Annotated in this window: 20 protein-coding genes; 11 read left to right on the top strand and 9 right to left on the bottom strand. The window is 42.7% G+C overall.

The genetic code is table 11. The features are described 5' to 3' along the window. Window positions 1-16 precede the first annotated feature (16 nt). The 9 genes from BLW60_RS15500 to BLW60_RS15460 all read left to right on the top strand — a co-directional run bounded on the left by BLW60_RS15500 (window position 17) and on the right by BLW60_RS15460 (window position 14245). Window positions 17-793, top strand: a complete 777-nt coding sequence (locus BLW60_RS15500) for a PhzF family phenazine biosynthesis protein (protein WP_074719004.1) — start codon at window positions 17-19, stop codon at window positions 791-793. A 181-nt stretch (window positions 794-974) separates the two neighbouring features. Next, entirely contained in the window at window positions 975-3962 is a 2988-nt protein-coding gene (locus BLW60_RS15495) for an Eco57I restriction-modification methylase domain-containing protein (RefSeq protein ID WP_074719002.1), read from the top strand. A 14-nt stretch (window positions 3963-3976) separates the two neighbouring features. Beyond that, the gene (locus BLW60_RS15490; RefSeq protein ID WP_074719000.1) at window positions 3977-5605 is read left to right on the top strand and encodes an Eco57I restriction-modification methylase domain-containing protein; all 1629 of its coding nucleotides are present in this window, start codon (window positions 3977-3979) and stop codon (window positions 5603-5605) included. A gap of 373 nt (window positions 5606-5978) precedes the next feature. Then, window positions 5979-7853: an ImmA/IrrE family metallo-endopeptidase gene (locus BLW60_RS15485; RefSeq protein WP_074718998.1), complete on the top strand. Its 1875-nt coding sequence runs from the start codon at window positions 5979-5981 to the stop codon at window positions 7851-7853. Window positions 7854-8172: 319 nt separating this feature from the next. After that, window positions 8173-9192 carry an AAA family ATPase gene (locus BLW60_RS15480; protein WP_074718996.1) on the top strand — a complete coding sequence of 340 codons (1020 nt, stop codon included), beginning with the start codon at window positions 8173-8175 and terminating at the stop codon, window positions 9190-9192. 132 nt (window positions 9193-9324) lie between these two features. Next, on the top strand, window positions 9325-12402 hold the full coding sequence (locus tag BLW60_RS15475) for an ATP-binding protein (RefSeq protein WP_074718994.1): 3078 nt from the start codon (window positions 9325-9327) through the stop codon (window positions 12400-12402). A gap of 71 nt (window positions 12403-12473) precedes the next feature. Beyond that, the gene (locus BLW60_RS15470; protein ID WP_074718992.1) at window positions 12474-12833 is read left to right on the top strand and encodes a hypothetical protein; all 360 of its coding nucleotides are present in this window, start codon (window positions 12474-12476) and stop codon (window positions 12831-12833) included. Between the two features lie 13 nt (window positions 12834-12846). Further along, window positions 12847-13074, top strand: coding sequence for a hypothetical protein (locus BLW60_RS15465; RefSeq protein WP_074718990.1), 228 nt, complete (start codon window positions 12847-12849; stop codon window positions 13072-13074). Between the two features lie 103 nt (window positions 13075-13177). Beyond that, window positions 13178-14245, top strand: coding sequence for a site-specific integrase (locus tag BLW60_RS15460; RefSeq protein ID WP_207645951.1), 1068 nt, complete (start codon window positions 13178-13180; stop codon window positions 14243-14245). A 245-nt stretch (window positions 14246-14490) separates the two neighbouring features. On the opposite strand, the gene BLW60_RS15455 is transcribed toward BLW60_RS15460, so the two are convergent. From BLW60_RS15455 to BLW60_RS15435, 5 genes are all read right to left on the bottom strand, one after another. After that, entirely contained in the window at window positions 14491-15711 is a 1221-nt protein-coding gene (locus BLW60_RS15455) for a tyrosine-type recombinase/integrase (RefSeq protein ID WP_074718986.1), read from the bottom strand. A gap of 150 nt (window positions 15712-15861) precedes the next feature. Next, window positions 15862-16284: a VanZ family protein gene (locus BLW60_RS15450; RefSeq protein ID WP_242872900.1), complete on the bottom strand. Its 423-nt coding sequence runs from the start codon at window positions 16282-16284 to the stop codon at window positions 15862-15864. Window positions 16285-16490: 206 nt separating this feature from the next. Further along, a complete protein-coding gene (locus BLW60_RS15445) occupies window positions 16491-17705 on the bottom strand; it encodes a tyrosine-type recombinase/integrase (protein ID WP_074718982.1) in 1215 nt (404 codons plus the stop codon). Further along, on the bottom strand, window positions 17702-17920 hold the full coding sequence (locus BLW60_RS15440; RefSeq protein ID WP_081348295.1) for a helix-turn-helix domain-containing protein: 219 nt from the start codon (window positions 17918-17920) through the stop codon (window positions 17702-17704). The genes BLW60_RS15445 and BLW60_RS15440 overlap by 4 nt, the downstream gene beginning before the upstream one ends. A gap of 129 nt (window positions 17921-18049) precedes the next feature. Continuing rightward, on the bottom strand, window positions 18050-18328 hold the full coding sequence (locus tag BLW60_RS15435) for a DUF6809 family protein (protein WP_074718980.1): 279 nt from the start codon (window positions 18326-18328) through the stop codon (window positions 18050-18052). A gap of 400 nt (window positions 18329-18728) precedes the next feature. On the opposite strand from BLW60_RS15435, the gene BLW60_RS15430 reads away from it, so the two are divergent. Further along, complete coding sequence (locus tag BLW60_RS15430; RefSeq protein WP_207645950.1) at window positions 18729-20156, top strand: IS1182 family transposase; 1428 nt, start codon at window positions 18729-18731, stop codon at window positions 20154-20156. 85 nt (window positions 20157-20241) lie between these two features. Here BLW60_RS15430 and BLW60_RS15425 read toward each other — a convergent pair whose 3' ends face one another. The 4 genes from BLW60_RS15425 to BLW60_RS15410 form a co-directional block, all read right to left on the bottom strand. After that, window positions 20242-21564 carry a relaxase/mobilization nuclease domain-containing protein gene (locus BLW60_RS15425; RefSeq protein WP_074718976.1) on the bottom strand — a complete coding sequence of 441 codons (1323 nt, stop codon included), beginning with the start codon at window positions 21562-21564 and terminating at the stop codon, window positions 20242-20244. Further along, window positions 21564-21875, bottom strand: coding sequence for a plasmid mobilization protein (locus BLW60_RS15420; protein ID WP_074718974.1), 312 nt, complete (start codon window positions 21873-21875; stop codon window positions 21564-21566). Before BLW60_RS15420 ends, BLW60_RS15425 begins: the two co-directional genes overlap by 1 nt. 186 nt (window positions 21876-22061) lie before the next feature. Further along, entirely contained in the window at window positions 22062-22244 is a 183-nt protein-coding gene (locus BLW60_RS16610) for a hypothetical protein (RefSeq protein WP_139283440.1), read from the bottom strand. Then, complete coding sequence (locus BLW60_RS15410; protein WP_074718970.1) at window positions 22219-23409, bottom strand: AAA family ATPase; 1191 nt, start codon at window positions 23407-23409, stop codon at window positions 22219-22221. The genes BLW60_RS16610 and BLW60_RS15410 overlap by 26 nt, the downstream gene beginning before the upstream one ends. A gap of 327 nt (window positions 23410-23736) precedes the next feature. Here BLW60_RS15410 and BLW60_RS15405 point away from each other — a divergent pair. Continuing rightward, the coding region (locus tag BLW60_RS15405) for an RNA dependent RNA polymerase (protein ID WP_431768018.1) at window positions 23737-24782 on the top strand (1046 nt) is incomplete at its 3' end.

The following is a 24782-nucleotide window of genomic DNA, read 5'->3' as shown; positions in this document are numbered from 1 at the left end:
AGAACAGGTGAAATAAATGAAACAATATGTTGTAGATGCTTTCACGGATAAAATATTCTCAGGTAATCCCGCTGCTGTATGCGTACTTGACAACTTCCCAAGTGAAGAAATCATGCAGAGTATAGCCGCTGAGAATAACCTATCCGAGACTGCGTTTGTTGTCAAAGAGAATGACCGCTATCATATCCGCTGGTTCACTCCCAAGAGTGAGATAGACTTCTGCGGACACGCTACGCTTGCGACTGCTTTTGTTCTTTTCAACTTTTATGAGCAGGATACTGATACTCTCAACTTCTACAGTCAGATCAGTGAGTTTACCGTTCATAAGAGCGAAGAGCTGATAAGAATGGAGTTTCCGGCTTATAAGCTGGAGCATGTCGAGATAACTGATACCATGATCGAAGCTCTCGGAACTATACCTCTTGCTGCCTACAAAGACCGTGATATACTATTCATTCTCAGAGACGAGGACGAGGTTCGGGACTTGCAACCGGATATGGAGCTTATCGCCAAACTGGACGGAGCTTGTGTTGCTGTTACTGCCAAGGGTACGGAATATGACTGCGTTTCACGGGTATTCGTTCCCAAGTATGGAATAAACGAAGATCCTGTTACCGGTTCAACGCATTGTATGATCGCACCGTGCTGGTGCAAACGACTGAACAAATCAAACATCACGGCTTTCCAAGCTTCTTCCCGTACAGGTGTTCTGTACTGTGAGTGCGTTGGAGATAAGGTAATAATCTCTGGAAAAGCCGTACTCTTCTCAATAAATGACATTGTTGGTTTATGATACTCTATGCACCGCCTACGGGCGGTGCTATTCTTTCTTATTTAATTATAAAGATCAGTACCTGTTTTTGAAATAACAAAAGAGGGGCATGCTTATTGACAAACAAAAGGTATTTATGCTATAATTATAGTGAGTAAATATGTTGTTTTATAAGATTTTACTTATGTGAAAGGTAACCACAATGGATAAGATAGAGGCCCTTAAACAGCTTGTCAAGCGGTTTAATGAAAACTATAAAGAATATAAGAGAGATACATATAATGAACACTCCTGCCGTGATGAATTCATTAATCCTTTTTTGGAGATACTCGGCTGGGACGTTACCAACAGCAAGAGTTTAGCTCCGCAGTATAGAGAAGTAATAGCGGAGTACCACGCAAGTTCAAGCGACCGTCCTGACTACTCTCTTACACTGAGAGGTGTATCAAAATTCTTTGTTGAAGCCAAGAAACCTCATGTAGATATCAGCAAAGAACCGTCACCTGCTGTTCAGGCAAGAAAATACGGTTGGAACGCAAAGCACAAGATAGCTGTTCTTACTAACTTTGAGTATTTTATCATCTATGATACTACAACTGTGCCACATGATAATGATAAATGCTCGGTTTCACGTTATCGCATCTATAAGTACACAGAATATGTTGATAAGCTCGATGAGATCACCAAGCTTGTATCAAGAGATTCTGTTTACAGCGGTGAGTTCGATAAGTATTTCAGCGAAACTTTTGTCGGTGCCGGAAGTCATAAGCAGCAAGTGGACGTTCTGTTCCTCAGACAGATCAATGACTGGCGTGTAGCATTAAGTAATGAACTGTATTCAAAAGGCGGACGCTACGCTTCTCTTGACGTTTTGAATGACGTTGTTCAGGAGTTTATCAACCAAATCGTATTTATCAGAATATGTGAGGACAAGAACCTTCCTTTGTATCATAAGCTGAAAGATACTATCACTAACCCCGATAAGCTTCATAAAGAATTGGAAGCACTTTTCCGTGATGCCGACAAGCGTTATAACTCAGGTATGTTCTCCGGGGATTATATCATTTTTGACCTCAATAACAGTGTTATCGCAGATATGATAAAAGGGTTGTACTATCCGCAAAGCCCGTATCTGTTCAGCATCATAGAGCCCAATATGCTCGGCAAGATATATGAGATGTTCCTTACAGAGCAGCTTACCATACTTGATGACGGAAAAATAGGACTGGCTCAGAAAAAAGACTGTCTTAATCGTTCGGTTGTTACTACTCCTACCGAGATTGTAAAATATATGGTGGAGAAAACACTTTATCGCCTTTGCGACGGTAAAACACCCGATGAGATATATGAACTTCGTCTTGCAGACATTGCTTGCGGTTCAGGTGTATTTCTGGAGGAAGTATTCCAGTATTTACTGTCATATTGCGTAGAGTGGTATCTTGAAAATGACAAGTCGCATCTTATCGAGATAGATAACGGCGGATACAAGCTGCCCCTCGAAGAAAAGAAGAATCTCCTCTGCTCCTGCATTTATGGAGTAGATATTGACATACACGCTGTTGAGGTTGCAAAATTCTCTCTGCTGATAAAGCTGATAGAGAATGAAACCGCTCCTTCTGTTAAGACTGTAACTCCAATCCTGCCTGATCTAAGCACCAATATCCTTCATGGTAATTCATTGGTCAGCGATGCAGAACTGAAAGGAATAAAATGCACTGATGAACAGCTTATCGAGATAGTGCCATTTAATTGGGACGAACTTGAAGCCGAAGGATTTGATGCTATCGTCGGCAATCCTCCTTATGTCACCACTGAGGATATTCATTCTCTTATTCCTGCCCCTGAGTTCGACATCTATAAAAAGAAGTATAAGACCGCCTATAAGCAGTTTGATAAATACTTCATCTTTATGGAAAGAGCATTGCAGAGGGTAAAAGAAAACGGCTATGTTTGCTATATCGTACCTAATAAGTTTTTCAAGATAGGCGCAGGTGCAAAACTCCGTGATTATATTGCAAAAGAAAAGTATCTTGTAAGTCTTGATGATTTTGGAGCAGCTCAGCTATTTGAGGATAAAACTATTTACAGTTCGATTATCCTTATGCAGAAGAAAGCACAGGACAGCTTCAAATATACTAATGTGGATTCGGCAAACAATTTGTGGCTCGGTAAACCTACTGACAGTATCGAACTTAACAGTTCTTTGCTTGATGAATTACCGTGGAAGCTCACATCTGATTTTGAGTTCTTAGAGATACTCAAGAAAATCGAACCTGTATCTGAACCGCTTGACCGTTTTGCTGAGATTTTCAATGGTATACAGACCAGTGCCGAAAGACCACAGCCGATCTATTGGTTCTCAGGAGAGGAAATAATCAGCGAAGATGATAATACCATAACCGTCAAAAAAGACGGCAAAGTATATTCTATTGAAAAGAAGATACTTAAGCCGTATTTCAAGCCCACTAAAAAAGCCGAAAAAGGATTAACAACCTACAATAGCCTTTCTACAGATAAGAAGATCATATTCCCTTATGATGAAGAAGGACATCTGATTCCGATTGATACGATGAAATCTGACTATCCCGGAGCATACACATATCTGTTAGATTATTATGATAGGTTAGTTCCTAAGTGCGTTTCAAGTGAAGGTATTAGAGATGTTCCCAATGCTACAGCCGATACTTGGTATCAATACGGAAGAACACAGGCTCTTACAGCATTTATTGATACGCCTAAGTTGATTGTCAAAGTAATGGCGAAAGATAACCCGATGTATGCTATGGATAAAGCTGATATGCTTATCGCTTCCGGTGGAACGGCAGGCTATTGTGCAGTAGCACAGAAGTCAGGCAGTCCATATAAACTGGAGTATATTCAGGCTTGGCTTGCCAATTCCTATACAGAAAAGATATTCAACATTGTCGGCAGCGACTTTGAAGGCGGTTTTATTTCAAGAGGTACATTTGTGCTTTCTTCACTGCCTTTTGTTAATCTCGACTTTGATGATCCTAAGCAGAAGGCTCTTTATGAACGTGTCGTTGAAGCAAGTCGAGAAGTGTACGGCATCAATGATAAGCTTAGTAAGAAGCCATCAAAACAGATTGAAACGACCCTTGTACGTCAAAAAACAGCTCTTATTAAGGAGATTGATGAATTGATCTCTCGTGTATATAGATTAGAGTTCTAAAGAAGGTATTTATTATGAGGCTCAAAAAGGATAGTTCCGAACAGAAGTTAAGAGGAGCATATTATACGCCATTGCAACTTGCAAATGCAATGGTGAACCTTGTTGCACCTCAAAATATAGCTAACGTATTAGAGCCAAGCTGCGGTGATGGTGTATTCCTTGATAGTCTTGCATCTTTAAATCTTCTTGACAGTATTCCGGATGTTACTGCTGTTGAAATCGAAGATGATGAAGCTGAAAAAGTGAGTAACAATTATAAGGATAAGAAGAACGTTCATGTATTAAATGAGGACTTCTTGGATTTCTATCAACGTGTATATGGAAAACAAACATATGATCTCATCCTAGGAAATCCTCCCTACATTCGCTACCAGTATCTTACCGAAGAACAGCGTGAAATACAATCGAGCATACTGACTTCTCATGGAATGAAGTCTAATAAGCTGATAAATGCGTGGGTAGCTTTTCTTGTTGCTTGTGTTCAACTACTTTCAGAGAACGGAAAGATTGCATTTGTTATTCCTGCAGAGATCCTTCAAGTTGTTTATGCTGAGGATTTGCGACTTTTCCTTTCCAATCAGCTCTCAAAAATCACTTTGCTGACATTTGAGCAACTCGTATTCCCTGATATAGAACAGGAGATACTCGTTTTCATCGGAGAAAAGGGCAAAGAGGAAAAGGGCATCAGAATCATAGAGCTTAATAACCTCGAAGATTTTAAGAAACTTGACCTTAACTCTAATGGCTTTCAGAAGTTAAAACACGTTAAGGAAAAATGGACTAAATATTTTGTTTCGGCAGAAGAAATAAAGGTAATTCAATCTATTCGTGATGATAAACGATTCTCAAAATTTTCTGATTTAGCTCTAATTAATGTAGGTATTACTACAGGTAACAATACATATTTTTCAGTCGACAAAGGAACTACCGACAAATATGAGTTATCTTCCGTAACACTACCGCTTATTGGTCGAAGTTCTCACGCACATGGTATATACTTTACTGATAAAGATTGGCAGGAGAACATAGAAGCTGATAAAAGAGCGATGCTCATTAGTTTTCCTGATATTCCTTATGAAGAATATCCTGCTAAGCATAAGGAATACATTGAGCTTGGTGAAAAGAACGAAGAAAACAAAGGATATAAATGTTCTATTCGTGATAGGTGGTATATTGTTCCATCGGTATGGATACCGGATGCTTTCTTCCTCAGAAGAAATAATCTCTATCCAAAGTTTGTACTGAACCGATGCAAAGCCGTATCAACTGATACAATGCATCGTATAAAGTTCAATGATGGTGTTAATGCCGAAAATGTCCTGTTATCATACTACAATAGTATATCTTTTGCGTTCACAGAAATATGTGGGCGAAGCTATGGCGGCGGTGTTCTTGAAATTCTTCCAGGAGAAGTCGGTAATATAATGCTACCGATTATTGACAATATAGATGAAGCATTGAAAAATGAACTTTTAGAGCAAATTGATGAAATTGTTCGCAACGAAGAAGATATCGAGGAGGCTCTTGACATTGTGGATCAGAAATTGCTCGTTGAAGTATTGAGTATTGATAAGAATATTTGCATTTCTTGCCGTCAGATTTGGAAGAAGATGCAGAAGCGTAGGCTCGGTAGAGGAGTGTAATTAGTTTATCAAGTTATATACATATGTAAACTTTCTTTTCTTAGTTGTATTATTGCTGGCCGCCCATTGGGCGGCTCGGCTTTTATACAGTGATTTATATTTGATATTTCTTTACTTCTGAGCTTGTTTGTGGTATAATTTAAGCAACAAAATGTGTTTAATCTCGTCCCCCGCAGAAGTGGGAGCTGAGAGATAAAGAATTCAAATGGTGAGTCAATTACGAAATTCTGAAAAAATGAAGTCCCTAAATTTCTGAAAAGTGGCACTTTTTGAAAATAATGCACCATCATTTTTTTGAGAATTCGTTATTTGGGTGAGAATGTGCTTTTTTGATTTAAGAAATTGACGGTATTTCTAACAAGGTGGTATGGCTATGGCTCAGTATGAAAGCTTAAAGGATTATCTTAGCTTAAATAGAAAAGATGAGATTCTAAAAAAAACGAATGAATATTTCCAAGCTCATAGCAATGTTAAAAACAATGTTTGCCTAAAAGATATTACAATAATTACAGTTAGCTGTGTTGAAGAAATCCTCCCGACTGCAATGGTATGTATGGAGGTAAGTGCAGAGGTCTACATCAATAACAACGCCAGCGTTTCCTCAGCGTATTATAGCATATTATTCAGTGGAAATGTATTAAAAGGTTTTTCAGGTCTCAATCTTATCTCCGCAGGAGAGATCTCTGAAAAGGAACTCCATGAAGAAAAAATTCCTGCATTGTTCGGGTTACCTGATATCACCTGTGATACACTTGAGGAAGAAGCACAAAAAATCCATCGCATTTTATGTGCTATAATCAAAAAAAATCCCGAGCACAAGTATTGGTTCCCTGTTATTGAGATCAAGGAAAAATACAAACTGAAGATGTGGCCTGCTAAACTTGATGATGGTGTTTTAGGGCAAATACGCTTCACACCATCAAGAGCAGATATTTACGATATCAGAGATATGAACAAATGCTTCACTGATGAACTTATTCCTGCAAATGTAATCCTTATCAATAGCGAATACTATAAAAACCATAACAACCGCTATGATGATATTATTGTAGCTACTCATGAGCTCGTTCATTGGAACTTGCACAGATTGTATTTTTATATAAGTCAGCTTCTTGACGACAATTATCAACTTATGAACTGCTCATCTAAACCTATCGTGTTTGATGATTCCATGTCACTAAAAGACAGAGCCTACTGGTATGCAGAGTGGCAGGCAAACGAGCTTGCTATACGTGTAGCTATGCCTAAGCATCTTGTTGAAAAGGCTATAGAAGAGTATAATAATGATGAAAGTGTACATAATCCTACCGATAAACCTTTCAGCGGAATGTATTATCATCATATGATAGAAAAACTCTCTTGGGACTTTAATGTTCCTGAAGTGATAGTGAAGGAACGCCTTCGTCAGTTGGGATACGATTACGCTGAGGGAACTTTTGTTACTGTTGACGACTGTACATATAAGCCGTTCACGTTTACACAGGGCACATTAAAAGAGAATGAGACCTTCGTCATTGACCGTAAAAATTATGAGAGGCTGCTGCGAGAGAACAAGGATTTTGCTGAGCTTATTGAGTCGAAAATATGCGTATATACCGGGTATGTTGTGTGCTTGTATGATGCGAAGTATATTAAGCCCACAGTAAACAACGGACAGATCTCATATGAGCTTACTGCCTACGCTCGCGAACATGCTGATGAGTGCTGCCTTTTCTATACCCTTTACAGCAGCCATATAATTAATAATTATATTTTTTATGGGCAGAAGTATTTATGCAATGAAGCTGATGGAGCCATATCTGAGTATTCATATGACAAAGATGGTAATTTGATTATCTCTCGAAAAATAGAAACCATAATTGATAGGCGAAAAAAAGATGCCCAATTATATGATGACATTAATAGCGAGAGAATCAAGGAGTTTTCAGTTGCTTTAACATATATAATGGCTAAATTGAATCTAACCAAAGAAATAGTTGCTGAAAGAATTGAATGCAGTCCAAGAACCATTCAGAATTATCGAAATTCAGAGACACCCGACTCAATTGAAAAAGTATTGCTTTGCTGTCTAGGATGCCAAACCGGTCCTAAGGTAAGCAGATTTTTAATAGAGAAGTCGGTAGGAGGCATTCCCGATGTTGGTCTGAAAAGAGCTGCGTATGAGTTCCTGCTTGAAAATACAAATGCTACACTTGAGATATGGAATAATGTCCTCAAAGAGTTTCATCTTCCTCCCATTTATATGTAGATTATCTCCTTTCGGTTTACACAAAATCAACAGAGAAACTTTGTTGAAAATACCGAGAACGACCGCTTCTCCCTTCAAGAACGTAGCAGCGCCATGTATCAATACATGGCGCTGTTTTTTTGTTTATAAAACGCCTATTCTAAGTTATAATATGGGAGAAGGAAGCGTTCTCTTAACTTTTAATGAGATTATGATAAAATAAATATAGCGGAATATAAAGGATTACTTTCCAAATAAGAGAAAACTCGAGATTATATAAGTTGGCTCCTTCGGGAGCCTGTTAATCGCGAATTAGATTTCCTAAGGAGGAGTGTTTATCATGAGCCAAAAGCTTGAAACAAAGACTACGACAGAACTTCTATCAACGGTCTATGCACCCAATGAGATGCTTGTTGACGGGCTTATACCGCAGGGAATATGTATCCTCGCTGGCCCTCAAAAGGTCGGAAAGTCATTTCTGGCTCTTGATATCAGTATAAGCGTGGCTTCAGGTCAACCAGTACTTGGTCGTGAGACAGCTCAGGGTGAGTGTTTATATCTTGCTCTGGAGGATACATACAGGCGCTTGCAAGGCAGGCTGCTCAAGATGGATGTGGAAGCTTCAGATACGCTACACTTTGCTCTAGCTTCTGACAAGATCGGTGGTGGACTTGAGTCACAGATAGAGGACTTCAGCACCGAGCACCCGAACCTCAGGCTTGTGGTAATTGACGTTTTTCAGCTTGCACGTAAAAACGCAAAGGCAAGTTACAGCGCCGAGTATAGCGAGTTAGCTGGATTGCGAGATCTGGCAAACAACCTGGGAATCTGCATAATGCTCGTTATGCATATGCGCAAGAGTCGAGATCGTGATCCCCTAAACAATATCTACGGTGGCGGTGGTTTTGTCGCCAGTGCTGACGCGCTCCTTCTTTTAACAGAAGAACGTCGAGGCTCTGGATCTGGTACTTTAATGTGTACTGGCAGGGAGATTGAGAGCATTGAAATCGCAGTCAGATTTGATAAAGAGGCGATGAGATGGTGCGCTATAGGCGCTACAGATGAGAACAGTAATGGTGAGAATAAAACTCTCGCCGCTGTATACATCTATATTCGCAAGAAGAAGCACTTTGAAGGTTCGGCTACCGAATTAATCGAAGAGCTTAAATCGGTAACGAGCGATGTATTTTATCCGAACCGAATTACTCGAGACCTCTTAGAGCAAGGTCATCAGCTGGTATACTACGGTATCTTATTTGCCGTAAAACGCAATCATCAGGGTCGGATTATCATCCTTCATTACATAAAGGATGATAACAAGGATGAAGCTACCGTCACAAGGGCATTGTTAGCTCGCTAAATCCGCTGTATATCGTTATTTTCCTCCGTGACAGTAACGAAAAAGTTACTGTCACGGGTGGTGACAAAGCGTACATACTGTCACCACAACTATAGATATTGTTAATCTTAAAAGTAATAAAGGAGAATTATTATGGGATATGAGTTACCAGACAAAATTCAAAATCGTATAAAGGAAAACTTCTATAACTATCTCGATGCTTGTGATACCATAAGGGATATTGAAGTTGAAATTGAAGCGCAAAAGAAACAGAATGTAACCGAAGAGATTGCAGGAATGATGCCGGCGATAAAGGAAGATGCACACACTGACGCTGTTAAGCAAGTCAGAGCTGAATACAGGTTGGCAGACGGCAGGAGAATATACGGCTTGTCAACATTGAATAGTGAAAGCATAATCATTAATGGACTTGAAACCTCTCCGAACAGTTTTATCCCAGATAGGGCTCTAAACGATCCCGTTGGTGAAGATACGAGGCTATATTTCGACGACCAAAACGATAAATGGTTTGTGCGGGAGAAAAACGGCTTACCGAAGTTGATTTCACGTTTTGTTATTGTCGGCTGCCTGATAGTTAATGCCAGCGGTCCTGGAAAGTGCCTAGCTTTTGTTGTGTTTTTGAAAGGTCGTGCTGACCCATTGATTTTTTGGGATGGCGTTATAGAGGCTTCTGAGCTTTGCAGGCAGACTCAGTTTCATCAAAGAGGATTGAGCTATGCACGAAAAGATCTATATCATGAGTCTTTTCTTCGTGCGTTGAGATTGTGTAAGGCGGTTTGTTTTCTTACACTACCGAAACACGCTGGCTGGAACTGGACTCCAGAAGGTTCAAGGATTTTTGTTGATTCAGCAATGATGAGACCCGAATTCGAGGGCTTGTTCTTGAAGAAAGATACTAGGGAGAAAAAGTGCAATAAAATGTACAACGTCTTCTGCGATATAACTTTAGAATCAACAGATCGCAAGTTCGATGATGTTGTGGCAGACTATCACAGCCTGCTCCCGGATACCCTTCCTAATATAATAGGAACAGTTATTTCTGCAGCCAGTCGGCTTCTTCCTCAATATAAGGAAGAAGGGCTTCTACAGGACAGACTGTTGGTAATGGAGACATCAGATGATGATACTGCAAAAGCTATAATAGCGGTGACGCAAAATAAAAATCATAGATCAACAGAAGCTCTCTTTTCCTCGATGCGTATGCCCTATATCGAGGAGGAGATAACGCACTATGTCGACTGTGTGGCTATTATGCGTCATTCCTGCACTATATGCTCAATGCATGATCGTAATAAGGTAATAAAGTATTTATACGAGCTGCTTCAAAATGGATATGCTGATGACGACCTCAGAAGGTTACTTCCTGTCTTGTTGATAGATAATGCAGGAACCATACCAGAGGAGTTCCAGATACATCAGCTATCTATTGCTGATAGGCTCAAGGTCGATAGCATTGAACAGGTTCAAAGAGTGATGGGCGAACTCGACTATTTTGTTGTGAAGCTTGCGGAACAGAACCCTGATGCGGTTAAGCAACGTATAAAAGCTGCGGTAACGACCGCTAAAGAGATTGTTTCCACACTTCCGAGGAGAAGTCAAAGCAGTTCGGCGGTAATGCTTCTATCTACTGCAATTATGATGAATGAAGTCGGCGTTCTAACAGATGCTGCCGTTCAAAGAGTTCAAGATTGGCTTCGTACAGAGGCTAAGTCGAGGACTTCAATGGGGCGCAGTGTTTGTAAAGCTGTAGGTACTGCATTGAGCAATTTAATTTGTAATGATAGTAATACTATAGGAAAGCAATATGGCCCACCATTCTATACTATTGATGGAGTTTTAGTTGCAAGTGATGATTCAATCAACGTAACTAAGGATAAAATGAATGACGAACTCTTAGCAGACGTATCAGTTGGAAGAAATACAGCACTTCAATATCTTCAGGACGAGGACGTCCTCTTTAAAGACGAAAAGTCAAAGGGAGAACAAAAAACTTGGACTGTTAAGACTGAAGACGGTATAAGTAAAACGCGGCGCTTCTATTCACTTTCGCGAGATTTACTTAGTCCTGAGGCTAACAGGATAGTTGATGAGGCAGTAGCTTCTGATCTATTCCACAAGCCGAATAAGCATATCGATCATTTCTTCCCTTTCATAAAGCATCCTCGACTAGATATGTATGCCGGGCAGGTAATTACAGATTATAAGCATGGTACTCCGTTCATCGCTGTGACCGGTGCCCAAGGCTCTGGTAAATCGACGTGGCTAATGATGCAAGTGTTGCAGCGAGCAGAAGCTGATGATCTTGTAGTTGTAATGGATCCAACGAATTCATTCTGCCGGGAAGAACTTATCGCCCATGGAATTCCTATTGAAAAAATCGATAAATCTTTCTCGTTCTGGGATATGTCTACACAGGGGTGGCCTGTAGATATTCTTAATTTTGAGGACTGTAAGGATATAACTCAACGTGTTCAAAGGCTGTCAAGTCTTTTAATCTCGGGAATGCATCTTACTGGTCCAAATCAAAAAGCTATAGTGATGGCAAAGGTTGAAGAATGGCTCAAAGAATATGAGATAAATAACAACCTAAGCATTTTCAACCTTCCGAAAAGATTTGATGAGAATGCTGATGAGCGCAAGCTAAAAACGAGGCTGGATGCATTATTAAGCACGGTCAAAGAGAGTGGGAACGGAGTTCAGCCTCCGGGCTGGGATAAGTTCCTCTCTGATAGAGGAAAAGTATTCGTTATATCATCTGGAGATGCAACCATCAACGTAGAAGGCAATCCTTTCGATGTGCTTTTCGATACGCTGTATTCTTATAAAGATAAGCACAAAGATGGTTCGATGACACTAATTCTTGATGAAGTTCAAACTTTTAATCATCATAAAACCAGTACACTCGTCAACATACTGAGCAGGGTAAGAAAAGACAACATTTCTGTGATTCTTGCATCACAAGATTTTCTTAACGCAAGTCTTACAATGGTCTATAAGTATTGCGGAACTCATATTCTCTTTAGACCGCTCGGTGAGGAGTGTACAAAAGCTGTTGCTGAGCTCACAAAGCTCGACATCAACGTTATCCGAACGCTTCCCGATTTTAACTGTGCCGTTATGGGTTCTGTTTATAGTGAGTATTTTAAGCGGAATATCCAACTCATCACAGCTATAATGGGCGAGAGCTACCGTCCGCCTTATGTGGGTTGACTACGATAAAAATGAATAACTGGGGCGGCCTAGCGCCGCTCTCAAATAAAACAATTTTGGAGGTAAAAACAATGATCACTACAAAACATCCGCCGCTGTCCAAAGATTTATGGTTAGCGATTAGAGCGTGGCAGAAGTTAGTTGGCATGTCCGACGAGGATCTCGCCGCCTGCCTTAAGGTTAACGTCAGGACACTGAAATCATACGATATCTCGGCGCACGGCTTGACCCTGGAAAAGCTCGACAATCTCGCCACTACTTATGGTGAGGATCCTTTAATGTATGCTTTTACCCAATATTTGAATTACATATCTAATCAAAACAAAGCGCAATCATATACTAATCCACAGGCAACATATCCACAGCCAGCTCCCAGCAGTTCTTTAGATAGCATAATGGCAGCTGCTGGTGCAGGACGTTACCCCAGATAAGGAGGTGAACACAATGGCTAAAAACACAAAAAGAATCACGCTTTACAAGCAAATATGGGCCCGTATACGCTACTGGCAGAACCTGCGTGATGTCAGTGATGCGGAGCTCGCTTCCTACCTTCAGGTCGGCGAACGTACTCTTCATGAGTACGATAAGTCCGCAGAGAATGTCACACTCGGAAGAGTAGATAATCTCCTTTACGTCACAGGTATGGACTTCAACGACCTGATGGCGTTGTAAGTACCCCTCTTTACATTTGCACTGAAAGGTGGTATAATGAGGACATCGTTATACTGCCTTTCTTATTATAGAAAGGCTGATAAGAATGAAATCGAATATAACTATGAAGTTCCAAGAATTGCCTAATGGTAAGTTACGTAAACAGGTTACCTACGGTAAAAAAGCAAACGGCAAACCAATGAGAAAGTCCATTGTTCGTGATACGGAGTTAGAGCTAATCATTGCAGTTGAAGAGTTTAAAAGACTAAATGTTGATGTTACCCCCTCGAAGATTACTGTTAAAGAAGCGGTCGAGGCCTATATTGATTCTAAACGTAATGTTATCGCTCCAACCACCCTCTACGGATACGAAGTTGCTGCTAAGAACAGGCTCCAAGCAATATATGGATTTAATATTACTGACGTCAAGACAATCGACGTTCAGCGTGCAATTAATATAGATGCTGAGCGTGGGCTTGGTTATAAGTCTATAAAGACTGGGTACGATTTAGTTAGGAGTGCAGCACTGTTATTTGATGTTGAGCTTCCTTCAATCCGAAAACTGAAATTACCTCCTAAAACGGTAAAGGAAGAACTCCCGGATCTTAATAAAGTACTGAAAGTAATTATAGGATCCAGTGTTGAACTTCCATGCCTACTTTCAGTGTGGTGTGGTGGTATGAGAATCTCGGAAGTGCGCGGCCTTCAATTCGGAGACATCTATGAGGACGACAACGGTAGATACATAAAAGTCAGACGAACAAGGGTTTGCATCAATGGTCATGATACTATACAGAATCGCAACAAAACAGAATTATCTACCCGTGATATTCCTATTCCAGACTATATCTACAACCTCATACAGCAAGTACCTCACAACAGTGATACTGATTTTATCGTAAATGAGAACTATGGTGCTCTGAAGCGCCGCTACGACAGACTACTCAAAAAGCACGGTTTAAAAATGACTTTCCATGACCTTCGTGCTCAGTTCGCAACAACAATGAACGGACTGGGTGTCGAGAAGGAAGTCCTTGAAAAACTCGGAGGTTGGGCTAACTCTAAGGTTCTGGATGCTGTCTATATAAGAACTCCGAAGCAGAGAGTTCGTGACAGCCTCAAAGTATTCGACGAATATATGTATGAAGTAATCCGCGATACCCGTACTGAAAAAAGTGATGGTGCGGCATAAATTACAAATGCACACGAACTGCACACAGCTCATTTTACAGAGCTGATAATCCCCGAAGTATAGGCAAAAAAAGATGCAGGGTATAGAAGCTTCAAGTCCTTCTGCCCCTGCCAAAAAATGCCGTAAACTCGCCGTTTACGGCATTTGCCATTTATGAACGGCTGTTCATTTCTAACACTTTTCTAACACTTGGATATTTTGTGCGTCCTGTGCTGAACTGTCAAAAGTTCTGTGCAGGACTTATTTTATTCGCTAATTGCAAGTAGCTGTGCCATTTTTGCCGCCGAGCTCTCCTTGCTGGAGTAGTCCAGATGAGCATAAATGTTGGCTGTTACCTCGAATGTTGAGTGTCCCAGCCACTCCTGTATCGCTTTCATTGGTATGCCGTTCTTCAAGAGCAGGCTTGCACAGGTGTGACGCAGGTCGTGATAACGTATGTGTCGGAATCCGTTGTCCTTGAGCAGCTTTCCGAACTGCACTGATATGAAGTTCGGACGCATAAGCTGACCTGTTGCATCAGTGCAGACGTAATCATCACAGTCATGGCAGTACGCACCTCGGAGAACTGCCGCATTCATAGACTGTTGCTGTCGGTGGTAAAGCAGTTTATTTTCGACGTCCTCAATGAGCGGGAGTGTCCTGTTGCTGGACTGGTTCTTCATTCTGTCGAAGCCCTTTGCCTGATATTTGCCGTCCACATTAGCCTCGATTACCTTGTGGGATATGGAAATGGTTTTGGACTGGAAGTCGATGTTACTCCATTTCAGCCCGAGAGCCTCGCTGCGTCTGAGTCCGTAGTAAGCCGCAAGCATTATGGGAATGTATATGGGACTTTCCCTCGCCGCAATAAGCAGGTCTCTCAGCTCTTCCTCACTGTAAAATGAGGCACGGTAGCGCTCCCTCTTCGGGTGGTCTGCGTGGTCGCAAGGATTATCATCGAGGAGCTCCTTCTTCACCGCGTAGCTGAATGCTGCGTGGATAAGTCCGTGATAGCGCAAAGCTGACGCTCCCGACAAGCCTGAGTCTTCAAGATAGGCATAGAAGTCGTTAAGGTCCTCGCCTGCAAGGTCACCTATCGTTATACCGCTGTTCCCGAAGAACTCGGTTATCCTGCCGTTCACCATTTTCATATAGCCGTCTATCGTGGACGGCTGAAGCCTGTCTGACGACAGGTTTATCCAGTCAGTGAGGAACTCTGTCAGCGACTGATACTGCACCTGTTCCCGCTGCTGAATGAACTTCTCGGGAGCTTTCTTCTTGCTGATAGTTCTCAGCAGCTTCCTCTGACTGCGGTTGTACTCCTCCAGCACCTCCGCCATACGAGCCTTGGCAGCTTTCTTGTTGCCTCTTGCGTCCAGCCCCAGTGCTACCCACTTTATGGAACGCTTGCCGCTGCGGTCGTACAGATTCACAAGCACATAGTACTTGCCATTTTTTACTTGCAGATTTCCTGTTACTTCTTTCATTTTTACCTCCTGTTTCGGAAATCCGCTTCAGCGACTACAGTATACCACAACCTGTCCCGAAAAGCAATATTCGGACTCAGAATTAAGATTTCAGACACATTTGCGGGAGCAAAAAAATAAACCGGAAAGTTGTTAGCTTTCCGGCTGTTATTATAAATCAGAATTTGTGGCTTTTCGTATAGCAAATATGACACACGCTCCAATCATAACACCGCTCGTATTTAATATTATGTCATCAATATCTGTATGCCTTTCGGGACATAGCAGTTGGGACAGCTCAATAAAGATAATAAAACAAATCCCTGCGAACACTGTTTTTTTGATATTATCAAGCTTGCGAAAACAGATAGGCCATACTATTCCTACAGGTATAAACATTGCTATGTTCCCGATAATATTGATAAGCCATCCATCATATCTGTCAAAGAGAAAAAAGAACGGGATTAAACTTATCATGTCAGACGGTGTCTCTGAAAATCCAATCGTTAGTGTACCTATTTTTCCATCAACAAAATGTAACGGGAAGTATACAAATCTTGCAATAACTACAAGGCATATGTATACAAGAAGCATCTGTAGTTCTCGTTTTACCGAAAACTTCTTGAATCTGATTGCAATTATGAATCGCACAATTATCCAAATGAGAGTTATAAAAAAAAACATCTGTAGATAGGAAATCTCAATCATAGTCGCTGCCTCATCCTTTCTTTAGCAGATAGCTTGATAAATTCCGATTTTTCTTACTTATATTATACATCACCACACTGATTATGTCAACCTCACACCGCCAGTACATGGGAGATTATCTCCGCCGAATGCTCCTTGCTGCTGAAATCAAGATGAGAATAAACGTCGGCTGTTGTGCGGTAGTTCGAGTGTCCCAGCCACTCCTGTATCTCTTTCATCGGCACTCCGTTTGCAAGTAACAGGCTGGCACAGCTATGGCGAAGATCATGATAGCGTATGTGCTTCAAGCCGTTTTCTTTCAGCAGCTCACTGAATTTTGCCGTAACATAATTTGGTCTGAGAAGCTGACCTATCTCATTCACGCAGACGTAGTCATCGTATTCGTGAACGTAAGAATTACCGCATAAACGGCGCTGCTCGTCCTGATGGAGCTTCAGCCTCCGCAGTGCCATTGCCACTTCCTTCATCAGCGGAAGTATCCTGTTGCTGGACTCCGTTTTCATTTTGTCGTGCCCGACTGTCTGATATTTGCCGTCCACCTTCTGCTCCACGACCTTGTGAGCAATGCGGATGGTGCCGTTCCCGAAGTCGATATTGCTCCACTTGATACCGAGTACCTCGCTGCGGCGAAGTCCGTAATATGCAGCAAGAAGCACGGGAATGTATATCGTGCTCTCTTTCGCAGCACGGAACAGTTCCGTCAACTCCGACTGATTATAGTATGCTCCACGGTACTTTTCAGCCTTTGGACGGTCGGCGAAATCACAGGGATTGCTGTCAATGTACTGGTGCTTCATTAGAAAGCTGTATGCGGAATGTATCAGTCCGTGATACCTCTGCTGAGACGCACCTTTCAGTCCCTGCCTTGTAAGGTAAGCATAGAACTCGTTCAGATCCTCGCCTGTGAGATCATAAACGATAGTTCCGCGACTCTCGAAGAACGTCCGTATCCTGCCGTTGCAGAGCTGTCTGTAACCGTCAATAGTAGTCGGCTGGAGCTTCACAGACGAGTGGTCGATCCATTCTTCGATGTATAAAAACAGAGGCAGAGCCATTATCCGGCTCTGCTCCTTTATAAACTGCTCGGGGTGTTTCATCTTTGAGATAACTTTCAGTGCCGCCTGCTGTTTCTTGTTGTAAGCTACAAGCAGCTCGTCAAGGAAGGCTTTCGCAGCTTTCTTATTACCTCTGATCTCATATCCCGTGGATACCCATTTCTGTTTTCGTTTACCTGTGTGGTCGTATAAATTCAGCACAGCATAGTACTTGCCACGCTTGGTTTGCAGACTTCCTGTCACATTTTTCATAGGCAGCACCTCCTTGCTCCGAGTATGTATTCAATAACTTTTATCTTCGGTATCCTTATATTCTTTCCGACCTTGAAGCTCTGTATCTCGCCGCTGCTTACTAATTCATAAGCAGCATGGCGGCCTACCGACAGCATTTTCATCAGCTGCGGAACACTCACCACGTCGGGATAATCGGTAAACATCTTGTCGTACATCTTTTCAATATCTGCCAATAGCTAACACCTCTCTTTAGTATTCTAAACATGATCATAATCATTGAATTGTTCATTTTAACTTTCTCCTTTTTGATAAAGTAAAAGGGTACGTTTTTAGCGTACCCTTTCCATTTGATTGTTATGATTTTATTTCAGGTTCTCGCTCCTGCCGAACATCACATCAATTATCAGTTCGGCACAGTCACGGAAGCCCTGTATGTAGCTCTCCGCTGCCATTGTTTCGGACAGCATTCCCTGCATATCCGTTATCTCGTTCAGCAGCTTCTTATCGTCAGCCGACAGCCGTTTCTTCAGTGTGTCGCACATCTCCAGCAGCTCCAGACTTCGCTTTGCATAATCGGAGTCCCTTCTCACATCGTGCTGACACGGTATGACGTTTCCATAGTATAGATCTTGCAACTTCATCGCCGCGGTCACCTCCTGACCAACAATCATACCACATCTCACTGTCGGAATCCATTCACCATACTGGACGAATGTTGGCTGTTGATACTGAGCACAACCACTACAAGGGTATCGGTTTTCACGATACCCTTATTGCAAAGGATGTCACGTTTGGGGACACCCTTTGGTGATTGAGACGCCGTCACGTTTCGTTACTTCGTCTACTGACCGAACGAATCGTTCTGTCAGCTCATACCTTCCAATATGGATGATTTGAAGGCGCTGCCGTTTTGGCATCGCCTGTAGGTACTGAACGTTTCGGTGCTGTTGACAAACCCTCGACATTTGCTGCTGAATATGGTATAATAAAAGTATCGAAAGTGAGGTAGCAGCGATGTTAAAAAGAGCCGAAAGCAAGCAAATGAAAATGTCATTTGTGACACTTGAAGAACTAATGCCACAGGAGCATTTTCTGCGAGATCTTGATAGACTTGTAAATTTTGATTTCATCTATGACAAGGTCGCTGATCTGTATTCAAATACAGGAAGGCCTGCGATTGATCCTGTTGTAATGATAAAAATGCTGCTGATTGGATATATCTACGGCATTGATTCAGAGCGCAAGCTCGAACAGGAGATCACTGTTAATATTGCTTACCGCTGGTTCTTAGGAATTGATTTTGACGAACGTGTTCCTGATCATTCCACTATCTCACAGCTCCGACGCAGGAAATTTGACGGTACAACAATTTTCAGAGATGTCTTTGATGAGATCGTTCGCAAGTGCATTGAGGCTGGTCTTATTGACGGAAAACTACTTCTGACTGACTCCACACATATCAGAGCAAATGCCCGAAATGATCTTCGCGAGGTTATTGAAGTGCCGGATACTCCAAGTGAATATATGCAGAAACTTGATCGTGAGGCGTATGAGCTTGGCCTTATCAAGGAGCCTGTCGAATACGATACTACCAAAACGAAAGAGGTCACAAAAAGCATTACCGATCCTGAATGCGGACTGATGAAACGTCCGGGTAAACCTATCGGATTCCACTATCTTGATCATCAGACCTGTGATTCAAAGCATGGAATGATCACTGATGTTTTTGTTACAGCCGGTAATGTTCATGACAGCACACCACATACTGCACGATTGGAATATCAGATTGATAAGTTCAATATGACAACAGAAGCCATTTGTGCAGATGCAAGCTATGACAGCGGTGAAGTACACAATGCAATGCTGAACAGAGGTATAAAAACCTATATACCTGAACGTAAGCGCTCCGGAACTCCAAATTATGAACCGGATTTTGATCCCAAAGTATTTACCTACGATGAAGAACAAGACATTTATGTTTGTCCGGCTGGCAAAGTGCTGCACTATTCGGGATACAGAAAAAAGGATAGGCGTAAGAGATATAGTGCAAAAAAATCAGACTGTTCTTCATGTCCATATAGAGCACAGTGCAATGGACAATCAAAAAATCCGAGAACAATAGAGCGTACGCTTCATGAAAAAGCAAGAGCAATTCAGAGAGAAAATCTAAATTCACCTGAATATCGTGAAGCAATGCGTCTACGAAAGATATGGTGCGAGGGAAATTTCTCTCATCAAAAAGAACGTCATAATTTAAGACGCACCCGTAAAAGAGGCATTGAACGAGTTACTGAGCAATGCCTCTTATCAGCCTGCGCCTTAAACTTAAAAAGGCTTGTAGAGATACTTTTTTCTCGCCAATATTCAGCTACTATTTCAGTCCGAACGCTATTCGGGCTGTTTTTTATTGCAAAACACCAGTTTGTCAACAGCACCGAATCGTTCACACCTGCCCCGAATCAGGGCTAGTGCAGCACGGTGAACATTTCGTTCAGCGTTCATTTCAAAGGAGTGTCCATTAATAACTCACGGACGTTTTATCCCTGAGTCATAGTCACCCCATGTGTATTCCGTGAGCTTCCTTTCGCTCCCGTTCCTCGGCAAGTGCCTTGCTGTCGGTATGCTCCCGAGCGCACTCAGTATCATCAGCAGGCTCGTCCTCGATTATCGAAGCCAGAGCAGCAATGCCACCGACGATATCAGGTGCAGCACTTCTATCAGCACCACCAGTCGGAGCAGTCTGAAGCCGTGACTTCTGCTCTGCTCTTCGGAGCATTTCAGCTGCGATAAGGTCCGCTCGTTCAGCTTCCCAGCCTGTGATACGAGGTCCTTCGCCGCCTGATCCAGCTTCGACACCTCTGCCGTCACGTTTTGTGACGTCTGCTCCTGTATCTCCTTCCCCTGTTCCAGCAGCTGATTGTATATCGTCCGCTGATTTTGCAGGTACTGTTTCATCTGTGCATATGTCATTATCTCGTCTGTCTGAGCCTTGACATCGAACATCGTATCTGTCAGAAGTTTCAGCTGCGAGATCAGCGCCAGCCAGTTGTGTTCCTGTACGCAGACCATAGTTGGTATGTCCTGTGTCTCCTCCAAATTCTGTTTGGAGGCTTCTTTCGCTTCTTCGTATTTCGAATTCATATTCCATATTCTCCTTCCTGTATTTCGCTTCGTGTAATTTATTGTCACGGCATCTCCTGCCGTTGGGACAAGTGTATGTGATGTACTTTCGGCTATCTTCCCATTTCACATCGTAGCCACACTGCTTCATGTAAAAGCGGAATTGTTTCTTGCTCTTGGCTCTTTTCATGACCACATCTATTGTATTGATGAGATTCATTTTCCAACTCTCACCTCTCATTGCAACACGATACTCACCGTTAGTGATACCATTACTCTGCTTGTGAATCTCAGGTTTGCTGAGAGTTGTTACACCGTACTTCTGACATATTTCATCGCTGAGCTGCCGCAGGTCTTGCAGTGTGAACTTGTTGGAGTGGTACTTCAGACCTGTCTCGGCGTTGACTGCATTGAGTACGAAGTGCGAGTGTATGTGGTCTGCGTCTGTGTGAGTTGCCACTACAACTTCGTGACCTTTGAACGCTCGCTCCGCAAACTCAACAGCTATTTTGTGAGCAAGCTCGGGAGCGATATTATAGCCGCTTGGGTGCGACTGAACGAAATGATAGTAACGCACACCGTCAGTCTTGTTGTACATCTCACGGGTATTTTTGAACTCCTGATAGGCAGTGGGCAGCGAACAGTTGAGAGCCGTCACTAACTTTTTATTCTCAGTCTTGTCATCGCGGCAGATGTAGTCGAGACTTTTCTTTCCACCGCCACCGCACTTTGTGCTTATCGCTGTGACCGTTGCCACTATTTCACCTCCCGAAGCAGCCGACCTATCAGCTCCGTGACCTTCCTGTGCTCATCAAGGAGCGGCTGAAAATTCACGGCGGTCAGCCTGTCCATATTTGCCAGTGTAGCTATCTGATTGAGGTTTCGCCCGATAGCTTTCTGCTGCCTGACTATCTCATCGATGCCGTTGGCGACAACGATTTTCTTCCCGAGAGCGCACCGCATAATGAAGTCATTGAGCCTCAAGCCATGCCTATCAGCGAGCTCATGGATACGCCTGCTTTCTTCCTCTGTGCAGCGTATCGCTATGGTTGTGTTTCTCCGTCTCATAGAATCCCTCCTTTTCTTCCGTTTTGTAAAATGTTTCGGCGTGCCGACAATTATACTTCCTGTCCGTAGGGACTATGCGGAGGCACAATTGGGAGCGGCGGCTCGCCGTAAGTGGGTTCGGGCTTCTGCCCGACAAGCAAGGCGGCAGGCGGAATGCCAGCTGCTATGCTTGCAGTCTCAAAGAGACTATTTTTTCTCGGGTACCGCCACTTTTCCCTCTGCCGATAGTATCTGTGCAGTATCGCCGCACTCGCTCCACGTTGCGCCACAATCGCTTTCACCGCCGCAGTTGGGATAACTACCCGATTTCTGTATCGGCGGCAAAAACGGGCGTTTTTGTGGCTCACGGCTGAAATGGCTCGACTTCAATACCTTGCTCCGCTAACTTTTCAGTGATTCGGTTCGCTGCCCACTCAATAAGTTTATCACCAACAGGGACAGCAATTGTTTTAACATCACTGGCAGAAGGAGTAACGGTTTGCGAAGATATATCAGCGTTTGAAGACGTTTCAGGGACGGCAGGGGCACCACTTTCAGGGTACAGTAATTTACTGCCACTGCTGTCCCTATCAGCTTCGTAACGGACACAGATACTGCGAGTGCCGTTTCTTTTTGTTTTGCCATAGCTGATACCGAGCGAGTGAACTTCTTCATTGTGCTGCAATAGTTCTCGGTACATCCAGTTGTTTTTGAATTCCTCTGACGGAAACTTTTTGCATAACAGTTCACACAGCTCTGACGCACTTCCGCGGAACTCTTTTTGATCCAGCATAAAATCATGTATCACAGACGGGAAGTTATCAGGCTTGTCATCGGGCGGCTTATCAAGCAGTTTCCACTTTGCTCCGTCCCTGATAACATTTATGTCGAGCGACGGTGCTCCGCGACCACTGATGTTCAGTATAGCATTCTTGCTATCTCCGTTTCTCTGTAGTACAAGACAACCGTCTGATGCACCGGGGATACCATTCGTGCCAAGTATCATGTTGTTCGGATTGGAGTCCTGCTGCTTTCTGTTGTGGTGAACAAGAATTATTGCGATGCCTAACTCGTCAGCAATAGATTTCAGCGTTGACACGTCCTTGTAATCACTGCCGTATTTCATGTCAACAGTTTCGCGCACCTTTTGCAGAGTATCAATGACTATCAACTTCAGGTCTGAGAATGTTTCCTTGCACTTGCGAAGGTCATCTTCGAGACCGTTACCGAGAGTGTTGACGAGCAAAACGTATTGCAGATTATCCGTCGGCTCATCTGTCAGCTCATACATTCGCGTCTGTAAGTTGTCAGACGTATCTTCAAGTGCCATGTACACCACATGACCTTGTTCTGTTTTGCGTCCAAGAAACTTTTCACCTTTGGCAATCGCAAGACACATATCCATCATCATCCACGATTTACCTATCTTCGGATCACCTGACAGTACATGGAGACCGGGATAGATCATTTCATCAACGATGAAGCGTCTCTTTTTCATCGGAGTGTTCATTATCTCGACGCTGCTTTTGAACTCGATTTCAATTCTTTTTGTCAATAAAAATCATCCTTTCTTCATAAAAATGTGGGAGCAGTATCCTTTATGCAAATCGAACTGTTTTTGCATAATTTTTTGACTGCTCTGAAACATTTTCCGAAACACAAATTGATTATTATGAGAACTGACCTTTTCTCACAGGAAACTGATATTGACCGCAAATCGCATAGAATAGAGCTTTGCAGACATTTCAACTCAAAGCTGTTATTATTACAGTTTTGAATGTTTTTCAGTCAAAAATGAGCGTTTCGGAATAAAAATGTGGGAGCAGTATCCTTATTGCATTTTGGTATGTTTTGTGATATACTTTTAGCAGGTGGTGAGACCATGAAATACAGGATATATGATCTGTCCGTCAGAGCAATGCTCAACTGCTCCAAGCCTGACGGACTGTTTTACAAAACCGTTATAGATAAAAACGCACTGCGGAGCTGTCTAAAACACTCCGCACACGAGCAGGACGACAACGCACTTTTCTATCAGATAATGTGCGTGCTGCACGGTGACGATTTCAAATATGACGGCGCTGAACTTGTGACGGACCTTTCCGATGTTATTTTCTACGCAGACTTCTCACAGGTGTTTGACCGAGACGCATCGCACCCTTACTATGCACAGCTCCAAGAGAAGGCTGCGGCACTTTTCACGAACAGAGGTGTGGAGATAGACTTCGGCAACGGTATGCACAAGTACGTTGCGTTTGAGCGCTCCGCAAGCATGAGCAGAAATGCTGTGCTGTCATTTATCCGTGAGGACCTTTTCTGGAAGGTCACAGAGCGCATTCGCCTCGGCATGGAGATAACCAAGTGTCAGCTCAGCAAGCTGTACGCATACAACGGACTTATGCTCTCAGGCGGCATTCGTGTTGATGGAATAAACATCGACAAGCCGCACAGAGTTATCGTTGTGGATAATCAAAAACACACTGTTCACGACACAGATGTTATCACTGTTGAAGACGATGGCAGCGACAATGCCGTTCGGAAGTATCATCGTGTTGAGCACAGGGAGAGTGTGGATATTCTCGGTTATGACGGAGAGGGCATTATCTCCAAGGAGTTCGCCAAGGTCATCAATAAAAAGCTGAACGGCGAGCATACCTCGTTTCAGATACGACTGCCGTACATCAAGGGAATGCTGCATCAGATAGATATTCACGACTTTTTCAAGAGCGCAGGAGTTGTAACGCTCACCGACATCTGGGGAGTTGAGCACAAGGTTGCTGACGTTGATATTATCCTAACCAAGAGTATGTTCAAGGGCTACAGTTGGCTCTGCGATAACAATATGAGCTGGGAGGACTATTGGGACGCATTCCGCAGATACAGGCACGCTCTGTACATCTCTGGTGTAAGCAAAGACAGTCCGCAGAA

Origin of the sequence: Ruminococcus flavefaciens (genome assembly GCF_900108555.1) — a bacterium.
Classification (GTDB): domain Bacteria; phylum Bacillota; class Clostridia; order Oscillospirales; family Ruminococcaceae; genus Ruminococcus; species Ruminococcus flavefaciens_P.
Note: the sequence above shows the minus strand (reverse complement) of the source record. Positions and strands in the feature narration are given on the sequence as shown.

What these genes read in the sequence shown, in the direction of transcription:
- BLW60_RS15500 (WP_074719004.1), top strand. Translation starts at nt 17, where the DNA reads ATGAAACAATATGTTGTAGATGCTTTCACGGATAAAATATTCTCAGGT.
- BLW60_RS15495 (WP_074719002.1), top strand. Translation starts at nt 975, where the DNA reads ATGGATAAGATAGAGGCCCTTAAACAGCTTGTCAAGCGGTTTAATGAA.
- BLW60_RS15490 (WP_074719000.1), top strand. Translation starts at nt 3,977, where the DNA reads ATGAGGCTCAAAAAGGATAGTTCCGAACAGAAGTTAAGAGGAGCATAT.
- BLW60_RS15485 (WP_074718998.1), top strand. Translation starts at nt 5,979, where the DNA reads ATGGCTCAGTATGAAAGCTTAAAGGATTATCTTAGCTTAAATAGAAAA.
- BLW60_RS15480 (WP_074718996.1), top strand. Translation starts at nt 8,173, where the DNA reads ATGAGCCAAAAGCTTGAAACAAAGACTACGACAGAACTTCTATCAACG.
- BLW60_RS15475 (WP_074718994.1), top strand. Translation starts at nt 9,325, where the DNA reads ATGGGATATGAGTTACCAGACAAAATTCAAAATCGTATAAAGGAAAAC.
- BLW60_RS15470 (WP_074718992.1), top strand. Translation starts at nt 12,474, where the DNA reads ATGATCACTACAAAACATCCGCCGCTGTCCAAAGATTTATGGTTAGCG.
- BLW60_RS15465 (WP_074718990.1), top strand. Translation starts at nt 12,847, where the DNA reads ATGGCTAAAAACACAAAAAGAATCACGCTTTACAAGCAAATATGGGCC.
- BLW60_RS15460 (WP_207645951.1), top strand. Translation starts at nt 13,178, where the DNA reads ATGAAGTTCCAAGAATTGCCTAATGGTAAGTTACGTAAACAGGTTACC.
- BLW60_RS15455 (WP_074718986.1), bottom strand. Translation starts at nt 15,711, where the DNA reads ATGAAAGAAGTAACAGGAAATCTGCAAGTAAAAAATGGCAAGTACTAT.
- BLW60_RS15450 (WP_242872900.1), bottom strand. Translation starts at nt 16,284, where the DNA reads ATGCTTCTTGTATACATATGCCTTGTAGTTATTGCAAGATTTGTATAC.
- BLW60_RS15445 (WP_074718982.1), bottom strand. Translation starts at nt 17,705, where the DNA reads ATGAAAAATGTGACAGGAAGTCTGCAAACCAAGCGTGGCAAGTACTAT.
- BLW60_RS15435 (WP_074718980.1), bottom strand. Translation starts at nt 18,328, where the DNA reads ATGAAGTTGCAAGATCTATACTATGGAAACGTCATACCGTGTCAGCAC.
- BLW60_RS15430 (WP_207645950.1), top strand. Translation starts at nt 18,729, where the DNA reads ATGAAAATGTCATTTGTGACACTTGAAGAACTAATGCCACAGGAGCAT.
- BLW60_RS15420 (WP_074718974.1), bottom strand. Translation starts at nt 21,875, where the DNA reads ATGAGACGGAGAAACACAACCATAGCGATACGCTGCACAGAGGAAGAA.